The organism is Kitasatospora sp. NPDC048540 (assembly GCF_040651175.1).
Taxonomy (GTDB): Bacteria; Actinomycetota; Actinomycetes; order Streptomycetales; family Streptomycetaceae; genus Kitasatospora.
In genome coordinates, this window is record NZ_JBEZIR010000162.1 from 1 (window position 1) to 17,150 (window position 17,150).

General features: G+C 72.4%; 14 protein-coding genes and 1 pseudogene. 3 read left to right on the top strand and 12 right to left on the bottom strand.

Translation table 11 applies throughout. The features are described 5' to 3' along the window. The 8 genes and pseudogenes from AB0D08_RS36545 to AB0D08_RS36580 form a co-directional block, all read right to left on the bottom strand. Positions 1–281: pseudogene (locus AB0D08_RS36545) on the bottom strand (sulfate ABC transporter substrate-binding protein); the annotation flags it as partial. A 245-nt stretch (positions 282–526) separates the two neighbouring features. After that, entirely contained in the window at positions 527–1,843 is a 1,317-nt protein-coding gene (locus AB0D08_RS36550) for a GTP-binding protein (RefSeq protein WP_359894631.1), read from the bottom strand. Positions 1,844–1,845: 2 nt separating this feature from the next. Then, positions 1,846–2,784, bottom strand: coding sequence for a sulfate adenylyltransferase subunit CysD (cysD, locus tag AB0D08_RS36555; protein WP_359894633.1), 939 nt, complete (start codon positions 2,782–2,784; stop codon positions 1,846–1,848). Next, positions 2,781–3,362 (bottom strand): adenylyl-sulfate kinase, encoded by a 582-nt coding sequence (gene cysC, locus AB0D08_RS36560; protein ID WP_359894643.1) that lies wholly within the window; start codon positions 3,360–3,362, stop codon positions 2,781–2,783. Before cysC ends, cysD begins: the two co-directional genes overlap by 4 nt. Positions 3,363–3,415: 53 nt before the next feature. Beyond that, positions 3,416–4,114, bottom strand: coding sequence for a phosphoadenylyl-sulfate reductase (locus AB0D08_RS36565; protein WP_359894635.1), 699 nt, complete (start codon positions 4,112–4,114; stop codon positions 3,416–3,418). Beyond that, a complete protein-coding gene (locus AB0D08_RS36570) occupies positions 4,098–4,274 on the bottom strand; it encodes a hypothetical protein (protein ID WP_199520336.1) in 177 nt (58 codons plus the stop codon). The genes AB0D08_RS36565 and AB0D08_RS36570 overlap by 17 nt, the downstream gene beginning before the upstream one ends. Then, entirely contained in the window at positions 4,271–5,995 is a 1,725-nt protein-coding gene (locus tag AB0D08_RS36575; protein WP_033820691.1) for a nitrite/sulfite reductase, read from the bottom strand. Before AB0D08_RS36575 ends, AB0D08_RS36570 begins: the two co-directional genes overlap by 4 nt. A 195-nt stretch (positions 5,996–6,190) precedes the next feature. Further along, a complete protein-coding gene (locus tag AB0D08_RS36580; RefSeq protein ID WP_310593185.1) occupies positions 6,191–6,274 on the bottom strand; it encodes a putative leader peptide in 84 nt (27 codons plus the stop codon). A 227-nt stretch (positions 6,275–6,501) separates the two neighbouring features. Here AB0D08_RS36580 and AB0D08_RS36585 point away from each other — a divergent pair, with 227 nt between their 5' ends. Further along, complete coding sequence (locus tag AB0D08_RS36585; RefSeq protein ID WP_359894637.1) at positions 6,502–7,800, top strand: YihY/virulence factor BrkB family protein; 1,299 nt, start codon at positions 6,502–6,504, stop codon at positions 7,798–7,800. Positions 7,801–8,079: 279 nt separating this feature from the next. Next, on the top strand, positions 8,080–9,171 hold the full coding sequence (rsgA, locus tag AB0D08_RS36590; RefSeq protein ID WP_033820690.1) for a ribosome small subunit-dependent GTPase A: 1,092 nt from the start codon (positions 8,080–8,082) through the stop codon (positions 9,169–9,171). Positions 9,172–9,244: 73 nt separating this feature from the next. Here rsgA and AB0D08_RS36595 read toward each other — a convergent pair whose 3' ends face one another. The 4 genes from AB0D08_RS36595 to AB0D08_RS36610 form a co-directional block, all read right to left on the bottom strand. After that, positions 9,245–10,672 carry a GH1 family beta-glucosidase gene (locus AB0D08_RS36595; RefSeq protein ID WP_359894639.1) on the bottom strand — a complete coding sequence of 476 codons (1,428 nt, stop codon included), beginning with the start codon at positions 10,670–10,672 and terminating at the stop codon, positions 9,245–9,247. 29 nt (positions 10,673–10,701) lie between these two features. Then, positions 10,702–11,538 (bottom strand): carbohydrate ABC transporter permease, encoded by an 837-nt coding sequence (locus tag AB0D08_RS36600; RefSeq protein WP_359894645.1) that lies wholly within the window; start codon positions 11,536–11,538, stop codon positions 10,702–10,704. Between the two features lie 5 nt (positions 11,539–11,543). Next, positions 11,544–12,482: a sugar ABC transporter permease gene (locus AB0D08_RS36605; protein WP_033820688.1), complete on the bottom strand. Its 939-nt coding sequence runs from the start codon at positions 12,480–12,482 to the stop codon at positions 11,544–11,546. Between the two features lie 77 nt (positions 12,483–12,559). Next, positions 12,560–13,864, bottom strand: a complete 1,305-nt coding sequence (locus AB0D08_RS36610; RefSeq protein WP_033820687.1) for an extracellular solute-binding protein — start codon at positions 13,862–13,864, stop codon at positions 12,560–12,562. Positions 13,865–14,159: 295 nt separating this feature from the next. Here AB0D08_RS36610 and AB0D08_RS36615 point away from each other — a divergent pair, with 295 nt between their 5' ends. Then, complete coding sequence (locus AB0D08_RS36615; protein ID WP_359894642.1) at positions 14,160–17,054, top strand: glycosyl hydrolase; 2,895 nt, start codon at positions 14,160–14,162, stop codon at positions 17,052–17,054. The last annotated feature ends 96 nt before the right edge of the window (positions 17,055–17,150 follow it).

Below are 17,150 nucleotides of genomic sequence, written 5' to 3' on the forward strand. Positions count from 1 at the left end.
TCCTTCTGGAACAGGCCCTCCTGCAGGCCGACCAGCGGGGTGCCGTGGGTCAGGTTGGCGAAGTAACCGATCTTCACGGTGTCGGCGGACAGCTTCTTGTCCGACGCGCCGGAGGCGGCGGCCGGGGCGGCGGAGGCCTTGTCGGTGCTCTTCGAGCCGTAGCTGCACGCGGTCACCAGGCTGAGGGCGGCGAGCGAGGCGACCGCGGCCGCGGCGGAGCGTCTGATCCGGCCGCTGACGATGCGCTTGCGGGTATGCGGAAGACCGGAACGGAGGGTCATCTGAGGTGTCCTTCGTGGCAGGAGCGTCGGTGGGACGCCCGGTTCAGGGAAGTGTCGTGGTGCGGTCGGCATCGGGGATGCCGGGCAGGCCGGGCCGGCCGTGCTGGGGGAAGGCGGCCCGGTGACAGGGGATCAGCGCCCCTGTCCGGCCCCACATCGCGTCAGGCCGCCCTGGCCGCTGCCGAGGACGCCGCTGCCGATGCGGCCGCCTTCCTTGTCCATGCCCGAGAACGCCTCGCGGGACATCAGACCCAGTCCTCCTCGTTCGGATCGGTGGTGCGTACGGTGTCGAAGGCCTCGCCCGCCATGCCGGCGGTGAGGGTGGTGCCGTCGGCCGGGTCGATCAGCAGGAACGATCCGGTCCGGCGGTTGGCGCGGTAGTCGTCGAGGGCCAGCGGCTCGGCGGTGCGCAGCACCACGTGGCCGATGTCGTTGACGCCGAGCCCGTCGCTGCCGCTGCGGCGTTCGAGGGTGTCGATGTCGATCCGGTAGGAGATCTCCTTGACCAGTGCGCGCACGGTGCGGGTGGTGTGCTTGAGCAGGACCTTGTCGCCGGCGCGCAGCGGGTGCTCGTTGAGGTGGGCGACGGTGGCCACGATGTCCTTGGTGGGGGCCGGGGTGGGTCCGGCGGCGATGAGGTCGCCGCGGGAGATGTCGATGTCGTCGGCGAGCCGGACGGTGACCGACTGGGGGGCCCAGGCGATGTCCGTCCCGGCGCCGAGTGCGTCGATCCCGGCGACCGTGGTGGTGTGGCCGGAGGGCAGCACCGTGACGGTGTCGCCGACCCGCAGCACCCCGGAGGCGAGCTGGCCCGCGTAGCCGCGGTAGTCGGGGTTCTCCTCGCTCTGCGGGCGGATGACGTACTGGACCGGGAAGCGGGCCGGCTCGACGCTCGGGTCGCTGCCGACCGGGACGGTCTCCAGGTGCTCCAGCAGGGTCGGGCCGCCGTACCAGTCCATGTGGGCGGACGGCTCGACCACGTTGTCGCCGGCCAGTGCCGAGATCGGCACCGCCACCACGTCCTTGACGCCCAGCGAGGCGGCGTAGGCGGTGAACTCGGCGGCGATGGCGGCGAAGACCGGCTCCGCGTACTCCACCAGGTCCATCTTGTTGACCGCGAGCACCACGTGCGGGACGCGCAGCAGGGCGGCGACGGCCGCGTGCCGGCGGGTCTGCTCGACCACGCCGTTGCGGGCGTCGACCAGGACGACGGCCAGCTCGGCGGTGGACGCGCCGGTCACCATGTTCCGGGTGTACTGCACGTGCCCGGGGGTGTCGGCGAGGATGAACCGGCGCCGGGGGGTGGCGAAGTAGCGGTACGCCACGTCGATGGTGATGCCCTGCTCGCGTTCGGCGCGCAGGCCGTCGGTGAGCAGCGCCAGGTCGGGCGCCTCCTGGCCGCGGCGGCGGGAGGCGTGCTCGACGGCCTCCATCTGGTCCGCCAGGACCGACTTGGAGTCGTGCAGCAGCCGGCCGACCAGGGTGGACTTGCCGTCGTCGACGGAGCCGGCGGTGGCGAAGCGGAGCAGCGAGGTGGCGCTGGTCTCGATGGTGGTGCTCATGCTTAGAAGTACCCCTCGCGCTTGCGGTCTTCCATGGCGGCCTCGGAGAGCTTGTCGTCGGCCCGGGTGGCGCCGCGCTCGGTGAGGCGGCTGGCGGCGATCTCGGCGATGACGTCCGCGATGGTGGCGGCGTCGGAGTCGACGGCGCCGGTGCAGGACATGTCGCCGACGGTGCGGTAGCGGATCAGCCGCTTCTCGACCGTCTCGTGCTCCTTGGGGCCACCCCACTCGCCGGCGGTCAGCCACATCCCGTCGCGCTTGAACACGTCGCGCTCGTGCGCGTAGTAGATCTCCGGGAGCTCGATGTTCTCGCGCTCGATGTACTGCCAGACGTCCAGCTCGGTCCAGTTGGAGAGCGGGAAGACCCGCACGTGCTCGCCGACCGCGTGCCGGCCGTTGTACAGCGACCACAGCTCGGGCCGCTGGCGCCGCGGGTCCCAGGCGCCGAACTCGTCGCGCAGCGAGAACACCCGCTCCTTGGCGCGGGCCTTCTCCTCGTCGCGGCGGCCGCCGCCGAACACGGCGTCGAACTTGTGGGAGTCGATGGCGTCCAGCAGCGGCACGGTCTGCAGCGGGTTGCGGGTGCCGTCCGGACGCTCGCGCAGCCGGCCGTCGTCGATGAAGTCCTGCACCGAGGCGACGTACAGCCGCAGGTTGTGCTGGGCGGCGGTGCGGTCGCGGTAGGCGATGACCTCGGGGAAGTTGTGGCCGGTGTCCACGTGCAGCAGCGAGAAGGGGATCGCCGCCGGGGCGAAGGCCTTCAGCGCCAGGTGCAGCATGACGATGGAGTCCTTGCCGCCGGAGAACAGGATCACCGGCCGCTCGAACTCGCCCGCCACCTCGCGGAAGATGTGCACCGACTCCGCCTCCAGGGCGTCCAGGTGCGACAGCGCGTACGGGTTGCCGTCGGTGGCGACCAGGCTCTGGGCGGCGGTGGTCATGCGAGGCCCCTCTCGGTCAGGAAGGCGTGCAGATCGGCTGCGGACTCGGCAACCGTTCGGCCGTGCGTCTGAATGCGGAGCTCCGGGTCGGCCGGGGCCTCGTACGGGTCGTCCACCCCGGTGAGACCGGAGATCTCACCGGCGGCCTGCCTGGCGTACAGGCCCTTGACGTCGCGCTCCGAGCAGAGCTCGACCGGGGTGGCGACGTGGATCTCCAGGAACTCGGTGCCGTTGGCCGCGTGCCGCTCGCGCACCGCGGCGCGGGAGTCAGCGAACGGGGCGATCACCGGGGCCAGCACCTTCACACCGTTGGACGCCAGCTTCTCGGCGACGAAGCCGATCCGGGTGACGTTGGTGTGCCGGTCCTCGCGGGTGAAGCCGAGACCCTTGGAGAGGAACTCGCGGATCTCGTCGCCGTCCAGGACCTCGACCTTGTGGCCCTCGGCACGCAGCCGCTCGGCCAGGGCGAAGGCGAGGGTGGTCTTGCCGGCGCTGGGCAGCCCGGTCAGCCACACGGTGGCGCCGCGCTCGCAGTTGGCGGCCCGGGAGGCCGCCTCCGCGGTGCCCCCGGCGGCCAGGGTGTCGGCTGTCGTCACGGTGGAGTCTCCAGTGGGTAGGTGGTGAGGGTGGTTCAGAGGTGGATGCCGCACTCGGTCTTGCCCGAGCCGGCCCAGCGGCCGGCCCGGCCCTGCTCGCCCTCGCCGGGCTTGGCGGTGCAGGACAGCGGCGAGCAGCCGATCGAGGTGTAGCCCTCCCACAGCAGCGGGTTGAGCAGCACGCCGTTGGCGGCCACGTAGGCGTCCACGTCGTCCTGGGTCCAGCGGGCGATCGGGGCGATCTTCACCTTGCGGCGCTTGGGGTCCCAGGCGACCACCGGGGTGTTCGCCCGGCTGGGGGACTCGTCGCGGCGCAGGCCCGTCGCCCAGGCGTCGTAGCCGCCGAGACCGCGGTTGAGCGGCTCGACCTTGCGCAGCGAGCAGCACAGGTCCGGGTCCCGGTCGTGCAGGTTCGGCCCGTACTCGGCGTCCTGCTCGGCGACGGTCAGCTTCGGGGTGAGGGTGATGACGTTGACCGGCATCACCGCGGCCACCGCGTCCCGGGTGCCGATGGTCTCGGCGAAGTGGTAGCCGGTGTCCAGGAACACCACGTCCACGCCGGGGAGGACCGAGGAGGCGAGGTGGGCGACCACGGCGTCCTCCATCGAGGAGGTGACGCAGAACCGCTTGCCGAAGTTCTCGGCGGCCCAGCGCAGCACGTCCTGGGCGGACGCCTCCTCCAGGTCGCGGCCGGCCGCGGTGGCCAGCGCCTCCAGATCAGTCGCGGTGCTCATCCCGATTCCCCCCGTTCGACGGTGACAGCAGGCCGAGGAACTTCAGCTGGAACGCCCGGCGGCAGGCGTGGCACTCCCAGGCGCCGTGTCCGGCCTCGGACGGGCGCAGGTCCTCGTCCCCGCAGTAGGGGCAGAAGAACGGTGCGGCACGTTCACTCATGACAGCGCCTCCTCGTCGGCCCGGGCGGTCCACTGGGCGAACCGCTCGCCCTCCTTGCGCTCCGCCTGGAAGCGGGTCAGCACGCGCTCGACGTAGTCCGGCAGGCCGTCCTTGGTGACCTTGAGGCCGCGGACCTTGCGGCCGAAGCCGGCCTCCAGGCCCAGCGCGCCGCCGAGGTGCACCTGGTAGCCCTCGACCTGGTCGCCGTTCTCGTCGGTGACCAGCTGGCCCTTGAGACCGATGTCCGCGACCTGGATGCGGGCGCAGGCGTTCGGGCAGCCGTTGATGTTGATGGTCAGCGGCTCGCCGAACTCCGGCAGGCGGCGCTCCAGCTCGTCGATCAGGGTGCGGCCGCGCTCCTTGGTCTCGACGATGGCGAGCTTGCAGTACTCGATGCCGGTGCAGGCCATCGTGCCGCGGCGGAACGGGGACGGGGTGACCCGCAGGTCCAGCGCCTCCAGTCCGGCCACCAGCGAGTCGACCCGGTCCTCGGCGATGTCCAGGACCAGCATCTTCTGCTCGGCGGTGGTGCGCAGGCGGTCGCTGCCGTGGGCGGCGGCCAGGTCGGCGACCTTGCCGAGCAGTTCGCCGTCGACCCGGCCGACCCGCGGCGCGAAGCCGACGTAGAACTTCCCGTCCTTCTGGCGGTGCACGCCGACGTGGTCGCGCCAGGTGCCGCTGGGCTCCTTCGGCGCGGGGCCGTCGATCAGGTCGTACTTGAGGTACTCGTCCTGCAGCACCTGGCGGAACTTCTCCACGCCCCAGTCGGCGACCAGGAACTTGAGCCGGGCGCGGTTGCGCAGCCGGCGGTAGCCGTAGTCGCGGAAGATGCCGATGACGCCGCCGTAGACGTCCGCGACCTCCTCCAGCGGGACCCAGGCGCCCAGCCGGACGCCGAGCTTGGGGTTGGTGGACAGGCCGCCGCCGACCCACAGGTCGAAGCCGGGGCCGTGCTCGGGGTGGACCACGCCGACGAAGGCGATGTCGTTGATCTCGTGGGCGACGTCCAGCAGCGGCGAGCCGGAGACCGCCGACTTGAACTTGCGCGGCAGGTTGGAGAAGTCCGGGTTGCCGATGAAGCGGCGCTGGATCTCGTCGATGGCGGGGGTGCCGTCGATGATCTCGTCCTCGGCGATGCCGGCGACCGGGGAGCCGAGGATGACGCGCGGGGTGTCGCCGCAGGCCTCGGTGGTGGACAGGCCGACGCCCTCCAGCTTCTGCCAGATCGCGGGCATGTCCTCGATCCGGATCCAGTGGTACTGGACGTTCTGCCGGTCGGTCAGGTCGGCGGTGTTGCGGCCGTACTGCTGGGAGACCTCGGCGATGGCCTTGAGCTGGGCCACCGTCAGGCGGCCGCCGTCGATCCGGACCCGGAGCATGAAGTACTCGGCGTCCAGCTCGTGCGGCTCGAGGATCGCGGTCTTGCCGCCGTCGATGCCCTCCTTGCGCTGGGTGTACAGCCCCCACCAGCGCATCCGGCCGCGCAGGTCGGCCGGGTCGATCGAGTCGAAGCCGCGCTGGGCGTAGATCGTCTCAATGCGTGTCCGCACGTTGAGACCGTCGTCGTCCTTCTTGAACTGCTCGTTCGGGTTGAGCGGGGTGAAGTGCCCCATGCCCCACTGGCCCTCGCCGCGGTGGCGGGTCACCTTGCGGGCGGCGGCGGGACGGCGCGCGGCGGCGCTGTCGACCTGGGGCTCGACCGGTTCGGGAGTGGGGGCCATGGTGTCGTCCTCTATCGGCTGGCGTGGTTCGGGGCGCTGGCGTCCCGGGCGCGGCCCGCTCCCACCTGCGCGTTCTCGACGGGGAGACGGCAGGAAGTCGATGAGCGGTGACCTGGTGCCCGAGGGCGCCCGCGCATCCGCTGAGCGGGATGGCGGAGGGGTGCGCCGGGTGCGGTGGTGGCAGCGGGGTGGGGCTCAGGTCACCGGACAGATGGCGCTGGACACGCGAAGGAGATCGACGTGGAGTCGACCTACTAGGGTGGTTCCGGCGCTCGGCATGGCAAGAGATTCGCATGGCGCACGACCCCCGGTCCACCATCGTCCGCATTCTGGACGCAATGGTTTCGGAGGCTGAGATGCCCGGCCGGGTGCGGCCGGTCCGCCCGCCCGGCGGACCCGTGCCGCCGCAGTCGCGGCCCCGGCCCGCCGACCGCCCGCGGGACGGCCGCGGCGGCACCCCGGTGGGCATCATCGGCAGGGGGGCGCGGGCCGATACCGTAGGGGGCGTGCAAGCAGCAGGCAACACCTCGCAGGACACCCCCGGCCAGTCCGCCGAGCGCCCGGCCCGACGCCGGGGCGGCCGCCGACGTGCGGCGAAGCAGAACACCTGGCGCCGGACCATCTGGGGGCTGGTCAAGGACACCACCAACACCTGCGTCGAGTACCGGGTCACCGGACTCGCCGCGGAGGCGGCGTTCTTCACCCTGCTCTCCATCCCGCCGCTGCTGCTGTGCCTCGCCGGCACCCTCGGCTACCTGGACGACATCCTGGGCGCCGGCACCATCGACAAGCTGAAGGACGACATCGTCTCAGCCACTGGGACGGTGCTCTCACAGAGCTCGGTCGAGCAGATCGTCCAGCCCCTCCTCAGCAAGGTCTTCGACAGTGGCCGCCCCGACCTGATCTCGATCGGCTTCCTGCTGTCGCTGTGGTCCGGCTCGCGGGCGCTCTACATCTTCATCGACACCATCACCGTGATGTACGGCCTGGACGGCAAGCGCGGCATCGTCAAGACCCGCCTGATGTCCCTCGGCCTCTACCTCGGCGCCCTGGCGATCGGCTCCCTGGTGCTCCCGCTGCTGGTGGCCGGACCCGGCCTGGTGATCAACGCCGTGCCGGACTCGGCGGCCCTGGTCAACGCGCTCTACTGGCCCGCCATGATCCTGCTGCTGATCGTCTTCCTGACCACCCTCTACCACGTGGCGGTGCCGGTCAGCACGCCGTGGCGGGAGGACATCCCGGGCGCCCTGGTGGCCCTGGTGGTGCTGGTCGTCTGCAGCGTGCTGCTGCGGCTCTACCTGGTCAGCTCGATCGAGGGCAGTTCGGCCGACGGCCCCTCGGTGTACGGCTCGCTGGCCGCCCCCGTCGCCGTCCTGCTGTGGATCGGCGTGGTCGCCCTCGCCGTCCTGATCGGCGCGGCCATGAACGCCGCCCTGGACCGCCGCTGGCCCACCGTGCAGACCGCCGACGCCCGCGCCGAGAACGAGCGCGCCAGCGAGGAGGCGGCCGCCACCCTGGTCCGCGAGGTGGCCGCCCGGCGCGCCGCCGAACGTGCCGAACGCGCCCGCGAACTGGGCCTCGGCGACGGCGTCGACGAGGAGCTCGACGAGGACGACGACGACGGCCTGCCGCCATCCGAGTACCCCGAGCGGTGGGCCGCGGTCCTGCCGCCGCACAACCTCCGCGGCCGGCTCGGCGGCTCCGGCCCCCGCCGGGTGCCCCCGCCGCCGCCCGACAGCGATCGGCCCGACTGGCCGCAGCACCCTCCCGAAGCCCCCTTCCCGGGCTCCTGGGACGGCCGGTAGCCGCCGCCGGAAAACCGGTGGTGACCCACCGGGCCGGTGGGCTAGCGTCGGGGACGTCCGGACCGGGCCCCGTACGGGGCTCCGTTCAGCCGTCGTACGAACCAGGAGGTGAGGACCGTGATGGCAGTCGTTGCGGTGAGCGCCCTGCGCGCCCAGAAGCCCACTGTTCCCACCCCCGTGGTCTCCGGCTGACTCCGATCCCTGTGTTCCACCGCGCACCACCGGTGCGCCGACGCGCCGTGCGCGCAGCCGGGGCCGCACCCTCGAAGGGTCCCCCAGTTGAACCTCCCCAACGCTGCCCACCCGCTCTCCGGCTTCGGCTGGGACGAGAGCAGGGCCGCCGAATTCGCCCCCCTCGCCGAGGGGGGCCTCACCCCCGCGCGGATCGCCCGGGTCGACCGCGGACGCTGCGACGTCCTGCTGGCCGATCCCGACACCGGCGAACTGCGCACCGTCCGCGCCGACACCCGGCCGGTCGCCGGTCCCGACCCGGTGGACAGCCCGTGCACCGGCGACTGGGCTGCGGTCGACCTCGCCGCCACCCCGCTGCCCACCGTCGCCGCCCTGCTGACGCGCTCCACCGCGATCGTCCGCAAGGCGTCCGGCGGCCGCTCCGACGGCCAGGTGCTGGCCGCCAACATCGACACCGTGCTGATCGCGGTGTCGCTGGCGCTCGACCCCGACCTCGGCCGGATCGAACGCTTCCTGGCCCTGGCCTGGGAGTCCGGCGCGGAGCCGGTGGTGGTCCTCACCAAGTGCGACCTGGTCGACGACGCCGACCACATCCGGGCCGACGTCGAGGGCATCGCCCCCGGCGTCCCCGTCCTCGCGGTCAGCGCGGAGACCGGGGAGAACATCGACGTGCTGCGGGCCTGCGCGCCCGGCTCCAGCGCCCTGATCGGGCAGTCCGGCGCCGGCAAGTCCACCCTCACCAACGCCCTCGCGGGCCGGGACGTGATGACCGTCCAGCAGACCCGCGACAGCGACGGCAAGGGCCGGCACACCACCACCACCCGCGAGCTGGTCCCGCTGCCCGGCGGCGGCCTGGTCATCGACACCCCTGGCCTGCGGGAGGTCGGCCTGTACGGCGGCGAGGGCCTCGGCCAGGCCTTCGCCGAGATCGAGGAACTCGCCGCACGGTGCCGCTTCGACGACTGCGGCCACCACAGCGAGCCGGGCTGTGCGGTGCTGGCCGCGCTGGAGGACGGCACCCTGCCGTACCGCCGGATGGAGAGCTACCGCAAGCTCCAGCGCGAGAGCGCCTGGATCGCCTCGCGCACCGACGCGCGGCTGCGCAAGGAGCAGCTGCAGAAGTGGAAGACCATCACCAAGTCGATGCGCGGGCCGAACAGCCCGACCAGGCACCGCTGAACCACCGCACCGCGGGGCCGCCCCGGCCGTGAAGGGCTCGGGGCGGCCCCGCGGCCGTTGCGGGCGGGGCCGGTCAGTGCGGCAGGTCGCCGGTGCGGATCACCTCCGCGTACCAGCGGGCGCTGTCCTTGGGGGTGCGCCGCTGGCTGGCGAAATCCACGTGCACGATGCCGAACCGCTTGCTGTAGCCGTACGCCCACTCGAAGTTGTCCAGCAGCGACCACAGGAAGTACCCGCGCACCGGCGCGCCGTCCGCCACCGCCCGGCGCACCGCCGCCAGGTGCCCGTGCAGGTAGGCGACCCGCTCGGGGTCGTGCACCGCGCCGCTCGGGTCGGTGTAGTCCTCGTAGGCGGCGCCGTTCTCGGTGACCAGCAGCGGCAGACCCGGCAGGTCGTCGCGCAGCCGGGTGAGCAGCTCGTACAGGCCGTCCGCGTCGACCGGCCAGCCCATCGCGGTGCGGCTGCCCTCGGCGGGCAGGAAGCGCACGCCCTCGTCGGCCAGCCACGGTGACAGCTCACCGGCGTGGCCGTCCTGGCGGGGTGCCGGGTCGGCGGGGTCGTCGGCGGCGACCACGGTCGGGGTGTAGTAGTTGATGCCCAGCGAGTCGATCGGACGGGAGATCTCGGCCAGGTCGCCGGCCCGGACGAAGGACCAGTCGGTCAGGTGCGCGGTGTCGGCGAGCACGTCGGCGGGGTAGCGCCCGTGGAACACCGGGTCGAGGAAGATCCGGTTGGCCAGGCCGTCGATCCGGCGGGCCGCGTCCAGGTCGGCCGGGCCGGTGGTGAGCGGCCGCACCGCGGCCAGGTTGAGGGTGAGCGAGACCTCGGCGCCGGCGGGCAGCGCGTCCCGCAGCGCGGCGGTGCCCAGGCCGTGCGCCAGCAGCAGGTGGTGGTGGGCGGTCAGGGCCGCCACCGGGTCGGTCCGGCCGGGGGCGTGCACCCCGGAGCCGTAGCCGAGGAAGGCGCTGCACCAGGGTTCGTTGAGGGTGGTCCAGGTGGCGATCCGGTCGCCGAGCCGCTCGGCGGCGAGGGCGGCGTACTCGGCGAATCGGTACGCGGTGTCGCGGTTGGTCCAGCCGCCGTCGTCCTCCAGCTCCTGGGGGAGGTCCCAGTGGTAGAGGGTGGCGACCGGGGCGATGCCGTGGGCCAGCAGCTCGTCCACCAGGCGGTCGTAGAAGTCCAGGCCGGCCCGGTTGGCCGGGCCGCGGCCGCCGGGGCGGATCCGCGGCCAGGCGAGCGAGAACCGGTAGGCGCCCAGGCCCAGTTGGGCCATCAGCGCGACGTCCTCGCGGTACCGGTGGTAGTGGTCGGCGGCGATGTCTCCGGTGTCGCCGTTGCGGACCTTGCCGGCGGTCCGGCTGAAGGTGTCCCAGACGGACGGGGTCCGGCCGTCCAGGGCGGCCGCGCCCTCGATCTGGTACGCGGCGGTGGCCGCGCCCCAGACGAAGCCGGCCGGGAAGCCGCCGGCGCGGACCGGGGAGGGCAGTGCGTCGACGGTCATCTCACCTTCCAGGGGTGTGGGTCGGGGGTTCATCCCTTGACGGCTCCCTGCATGATGCCGCCGACGATCTGGCGGCCGAGCAGTGCGAAGACCACCAGGACGGGCAGGGTGCCGAGCAGGGTGCCGGCCATCACGATCGACTGGTCGGGCACGTAGCCCTGGCCGAGCGACTTGAGGGCGACCTGCACCGTGGGGTTCTGCGAGCTGAGTGCGACGATCGGCCAGAAGAAGTCGTTCCAGGTGGCCATGAAGGTCAGCATGGCGAGCACGGCCATCCCGGGACGGGCCACCGGCAGCACGATCGACACGAAGATCCGCAGCGCCGAGGCGCCGTCCATCCGGCCGGCCTCGATCAGCTCGTCCGGCAGCGCCTGGAGCAGGAACTGCCGCATGAAGAAGATCCCGAACGCGGAGACCAGCGAGGGCAGGATCACCGCCGGCAGCTTGTTCTGCAGGTCCAGCCGGACGATCACCATGAACAGCGGGATCACCCCGAGCTGCGGCGGGATCATCATGGTGCCCACGGTCAGCGCCAGCAGCAGCCCCCGTCCGCGGAAGCGCAGCTTGGCGAAGGCGAACCCGGCCAGGGTGGAGGAGAGCACCACGCCCGCGGTCACCGCCGAGGACACCACCAGCGAGTTGAACAGGGCGCCGCCGATGTCGGCCTGCGCCAGCGCCTCGCCGATGTTGTGGAACAGGTTGGGGCCGGGGGTCAACGCCGGGGTCGGGGCGCTGAGTTCGGCGTTGGAGCGGCTGGCCGCGACCAGCGTCCAGTAGAACGGGAACACCGCCAGCAGGGTGGCGACGGCCAGCACCCCGTACGCGAGTGGGCCGCCCCGGAGCGGGGAACGCCTGGCGAGCCTCATCACGATCACCGGTCCGTACGGTTGCGCCGGGCGGCGACGGCCGCGTTGACCAGGGCCAGTACCACGATCAGCAGGAACATCACCCAGGCCACGGCCGCGGCCCGGCCCAGGTGGAAGAAGGACCAGCCCTGCTCGTACAGGTACAGGCCGAGGGTCTGGTACTGGTGCGAGATGCCGCCGCCCGCGTTGCCCTCGTACAGCAGCGGCTCGCCGAACAGCTGGGTGGCGCCGATGGTGGAGACCACCACCGTGAAGACGATGGTCGGCCGCAGGCCGGGCACCGTGATGTGCCGGAACTGCTGCCAGCGGGAGGCGCCGTCGACGGCCGCCGACTCGTACAGCTCGCCGGGGACGGCCTGCATGCCGGCCAGGTAGATCAGCGCGTTGTAGCCCGTCCAGCGCCAGGTGACGATCGCCGAGACACCGAGCTGCGAGGCCCAGGTGGAGGCCTGCCAGTCGACCGGGCCCAGCCCGGCGCTGCCCAGCAGCCAGTTGATCAGCCCGTAGTCGCGCCCGAACAGCTGGGCGAAGACCAGGGTGGCGGCGGCCACCGAGGTCGCGTACGGCATCAGCATCGCGACCCGGAAGAAGGTCCGCCCGCGCAGCCGGTAGTTCAGCAGGTGCGCCAGGCCCAGCGCCATCAGCAGCTGCGGCACGGTGGACAGCACGCCGATGGTGAAGGTGTTGCGCAGCGCGTTCCAGAAGAACGGGTCCTCGAGCAGCCGGGTGTAGTTCTGCAGCCCGAGCCAGTCCATCCGGTCGGCGGTCTGCAGCTCGACCCGGTGCAGCGAGACGTAGGCGGTGTAGAGCAGCGGGAACAGTCCGAAGGCGGCGAACAGGGTGAAGAACGGCGCGACGAAGCCGTACGGGGCCAGCCGCCCGGTCCGGCGGCGCCGGGGGACGGTGGCCGCGGCGGGCAGCCTGGCGGAGGTGGAGACGGCCATGGGATGGGGTCCTTCGACGGGGCTCCGGCCGGGTCCGGTGTCGGGGACCCGGCCGGGAGCGGTGAACCGGCCTGACGTCAGCTGCCGTTGGCCTTCTTGATGTTGTCCAGGGCGTGCTGCCAGGCGGTCTGCGGCGCGGTCGCGGTGCGCTCCACCTCGCCGAGCGCGTCGGTGAACGCCTTGGTGATCACGCCGTCGTCGGTGCCGAGCACCTGAGCGGGCATGTTGGCCGCGGACTCGCTGAAGATCAGGCCGATCGGCGCGTTGTTGAAGTACGGGTCGGTGGTGTCCTTGATGGCGGCCTGCGCGCCGGTGCTGGACGGGAAGGAACCCTGCTTGGTGAAGAGCTTGGCCTGCTGCTCCTTGGCGGTCAGCCACTTGATCAGCTCGGCCGCCTCCTTGGGGTGCTTGGCGGTCTTCGGCACGGTCAGGTACGAGCCGCCCCAGTTGCCGGTCTTCCCGGGGCCGGGCGCGATGTCCCACTTGCCGGAACCGGCGTCCGCGGCCTGGCCCTTGATGTAGCCGATCATCCAGGCCGGGCAGCTCAGGGTGGCGAACTTGCCGGTGGTGAAGGCCTTGTTCCACTCCGGGGTCCACTGCGGCAGCTTGGCGGACAGCCCGTCCGCGACCAGCCGGGTGGCGTCCGCCCAGGCGGTCTTCACCGCGGGGCTGCTGTCGTGGACCGGCTTGCCGCTCTCGTCCGCGTACCGGATCTTCTGCTGGCCGACCTCGGCGGTGAACATCCCGGCCGCGCTGTCGGTCCAGGCGTTGCCGGCCTCCGCCTTGGCGGCGTACTGCTTGCCCAGGTCCAGGTAGCCCTGCCAGGTGGACCACCGGGCGGCCAGCTCGGTGCGGTCGGTGGGCAGCCCGGCGGCCTTGAACAGGTCGGTGCGGTAGCAGATCGCCTCCGGGCCGATGTCGGTGCCGGCGCCCAGCACCCGGCCGTCGGCGGTCTTCACGGCGGCGCCCTTCCACGGCACCAGGTCGTCGTTGACGCCGCCGAGCCCGAGGGTCTTCAGATCGGTGAACTTGTCGGCCTGCTTCTGCACCACGCTGGCCACCCGGCCGACCTCCAGGCCCTGGACGTCGGCCAGTCCGCCGCCGCCGGCCAGCTTGGTCTGCAGCGCCTGCCAGTACTGGGCCTCGTCCTGGGTGTCGGTCTGCTTGACGGTGATCTCCGGGTGCAGCTTCATGTACTCGTCGTAGAGGCCGCTCTCCTTGAACCCGAAGGTGCCGAAGAGATCCACCGTGAGGGTGACCTTGCCGCCGGCCGCGTCCGCGGAGCCCGAGCCGCCGGAGCCGCAGCCGGTGAGCAGCAGGGTGGCGGCGAGCGCGGTGGATCCGAGGGCGGCGGCGGTGTTACGGACTCTGAACGGGCGCATGGGGGTGCCTCCTGGCGCAGCAGGTCGTGGGTGGCGAGGTGCCGGAGCGGCGGTGCGGGAGAGGATGCCGAGAGATGCTGAGAGCGCTCTCAGGTGGTGCCAGGAGAGTGCCCGGCGGCGGACCGGCCCGTCAAGCCTCCGAAACCTGAACGTAATATTGGGGGTTGGCGGTGTGGCGCATTCACGCCTTGGAGGCGGCAGTCCGGTCAGGAGCGTTGACAGTGCCTTGCGGCGGCTCTAGCGTCCCCACCGCTGAGAGCGCTCTCACCCACCGCCCCCCACCCGAGGTGGACCCATGAAGCTCAGATCCGCGCGCCGCCCGGCAGCCGCCGTCGTGGCGCTCGCCCTCGCCGCCGCGGCCGCGCTGGCCTCGACCGTCGGCGCAGGCAGCGCCGCCGCCGCGACCGTCCCGGTCGGCCTCGGCGGCTACAGCGACAGCCGGCCGGCCGGCACGGCCGGCCCCGCCAACTCCGACGGCGCGCCCGTCACCCCCAAGGTCACCGCCCGGATGGCCGGCCAGGCCGTCCCGACCAACGACTGGTGGTCCTCGCTGGTCTACCAGCGCTACGCGGGCAACCCGTACTCGGAGAACATGTACGGCCACCCGCTCACCTACAAGGCGGTGGCGGCCGGCCTGGAGGTCGGCTACCCCACCACCCCGACCATCACCCCCGACGGCCGCCAGTACGACTACACCCACACCCGGGACCTCACCCTGGGCGTGGCCGGCCTCGACTCCCCGGACACCAAGGTCGACGGCTGGAGCGACTGGACCGTCACCCCGTACTGGGCGGACGGCGCGCACACCTTCAGCGCCACCATCGGCCACGGACTGCCGTACGTCTACGCCCACGCCACCGGCGGCGCGGCGCAGGTCACCACGGCCGGGACCCCGACCGTCTTCGCCAGCCAGGGCAACGTCCTCGGCATCACGGTGGCCGGCCACCACTACGGCCTGTTCGCGCCCACCGGCACCAGCTGGAGCGTCAACGGCACCACCCTGAGCGCGGCTCTCGGGTCCAAGGACTACTACTCGGTCGCCGTCCTGCCCACCCCCGCCGACCTGGACCTCTACCGCGGCTACGCGTACAGCTTCGTCACCGGCACCCGCGCCGACTGGAGCTACCAGGCCGCCGCCGCCACCCTCACCACCAGCTACACCGTCACCACCGCCCCGCAGGAGGGCACCCGCACGGGCACCCTGCTCGCCCTCTACCCGCACCAGTGGCAGGCCGCCACCGACCCGCTGACCGGCCTCGGCTACGTCTCGCCGCGCGGGCCGATGAAGGTCCGCGAGGGCAGCGGCTTCACCACCGTGCAGAGCGTGGGCGGCGTGCTGCCGTCGCTGCCGGACACCGGTGCCTACGACCGTGCCGCGCTGGGCGCCCTGGTCCGGCAGGAGGCCGACGCCGCCGACCCGTTCGCCGGTGCCACCGACACCTACTGGACCGGCAAGGCGCTCGGCAGGCTCGCCCAACTCGTCCCGATCGCCGACCAGTTGGGCGACACCGCGGCCCGGGACAAGCTGCTCGGCCTGATCAAGGGCAAGCTGCAGACCTGGTTCCGGGGCACCGGCTCACCCGGCTTCTCCTACGACGCGGTCTGGAAGACCCTGATCGGCTACCCCGCCTCCTACGGCACCGACGCCGAACTCAACGACCACCACTTCCACTACGGCTACTTCGTCCAGGCCGCCGCCACCGTCGCCCGCTACGACTCCGCCTGGGCCGCCGACAGCGCGTGGGGCGGAATGGTCAAGCTGCTCGCCAAGGACGCCGCCAACGCCGACCGCACCGACACCCGCTTCCCGCTGCTGCGCAACTTCGACGTCTACGCGGGCCACAGCTGGGCCTCCGGCCACGCCGGCTTCGCCGCCGGCAACAACCAGGAGTCCTCCTCGGAGTCGCTCGACTTCAGCTCAGGACTGATCCTCTACGGCTCCGCCACCGGCGACACCACCCTGCGTGACCTGGGCATCTACCTCTACACCACCGAGGCCAACGCGGTGGAGCAGTACTGGTTCGACGCCGACCGGGCGAACTTCCCGGCCGCATTCGGCCACGACACGGTGGGCATGGTCTGGGGCAGCGGCGCCGCCTACTCCACCTGGTGGACCGCCGCCCCCGGCATGATCCACGGCATCAACGTGCTGCCCGTCACCGGCGGTTCGCTCTACCTCGGGCGCCGCCAGGACGAGATCCGGGCCAACCTGGCCGAGCTCAAGGCCGGCAACGGCGGCGTGTTCACCGACTGGCGCGACCTGCTCTGGGAGTTCCAGGCGCTCGCCGACCCGGCCGCCGCCAAGGCCGCCTGGGACGCCGGCAACGCCGGTTACACCCCGGAGGAGGGCGAGTCCAGGGCCCACACCTACCACTGGATCTACAACCTCGCGACGCTCGGCACGCTCGACCCCACCACCACCGCCGACACGCCGACCGCGGCCGTCTTCGCCAACGGCGCCACCCGCACCCACGTGGCGCACAACTACACCACCGCGGCGCGCACCGTCCGCTTCTCCGACGGCTACACCCTCACCGTGCCGGCCCGCTCCACGGCGAGCGAACGCGGCACCACCCCCGACGGTGGCACCGGCGGCCCGACCGGATCCCCCTCGCCGTCGCCCTCGCCGTCCCCGTCGCAGTCCACCTCCCCGTCGCCGTCGCCCTCCTCATCGCCGTCGGTGCCGCCGACCACCGGCAGCACCTTCCACCTCCAGCCCGGCGGCGTCCTCACCACCGCCTACGGCAGCGGCGCCACCGCGGACCAACTGCCGTCCGCCGACGGCGGCAACCACGACGGCACGCCGTACCGGGCCAAGGTCTACGAGGTGCGCAACCTGAACGGCACCCCGAAGCCCGGCGCGGCGACCGACTTCGACCTGTACCTGGACGCGGGCTCCGCCGTCGGCCTCGGCCAGCAGGTCAGGATCTCCTACGACCTGACCGGCGACGGCACCTTCGAGCGCGTCGAGACCTACCGCTACTTCGCGACCGACCCGGTGGCCGGCTGGGAACGCTACTCGGGCGCCACGGCCGGGCTCGCCGCCGCGACCGGCACGCTCGGCACCCTCGACCACGGCACCGTCCGGGTGGAGGTCTGGCCCGCCATCGGCAACGCTCCGGCGCAGCTGCGGGTCGGCGCCACCCAGGGCCAGGGCAGCGCCTCCGTGCTGCGGATCCCGTTCACCTGACGGACGGGAGCCGCGGAGGGCGGCCGGGCGGTTACCCCGACGGCACCCGCCTCACCCAGGCCTTCGACCAGGCCGGCCGCCTCACCCACACCACCG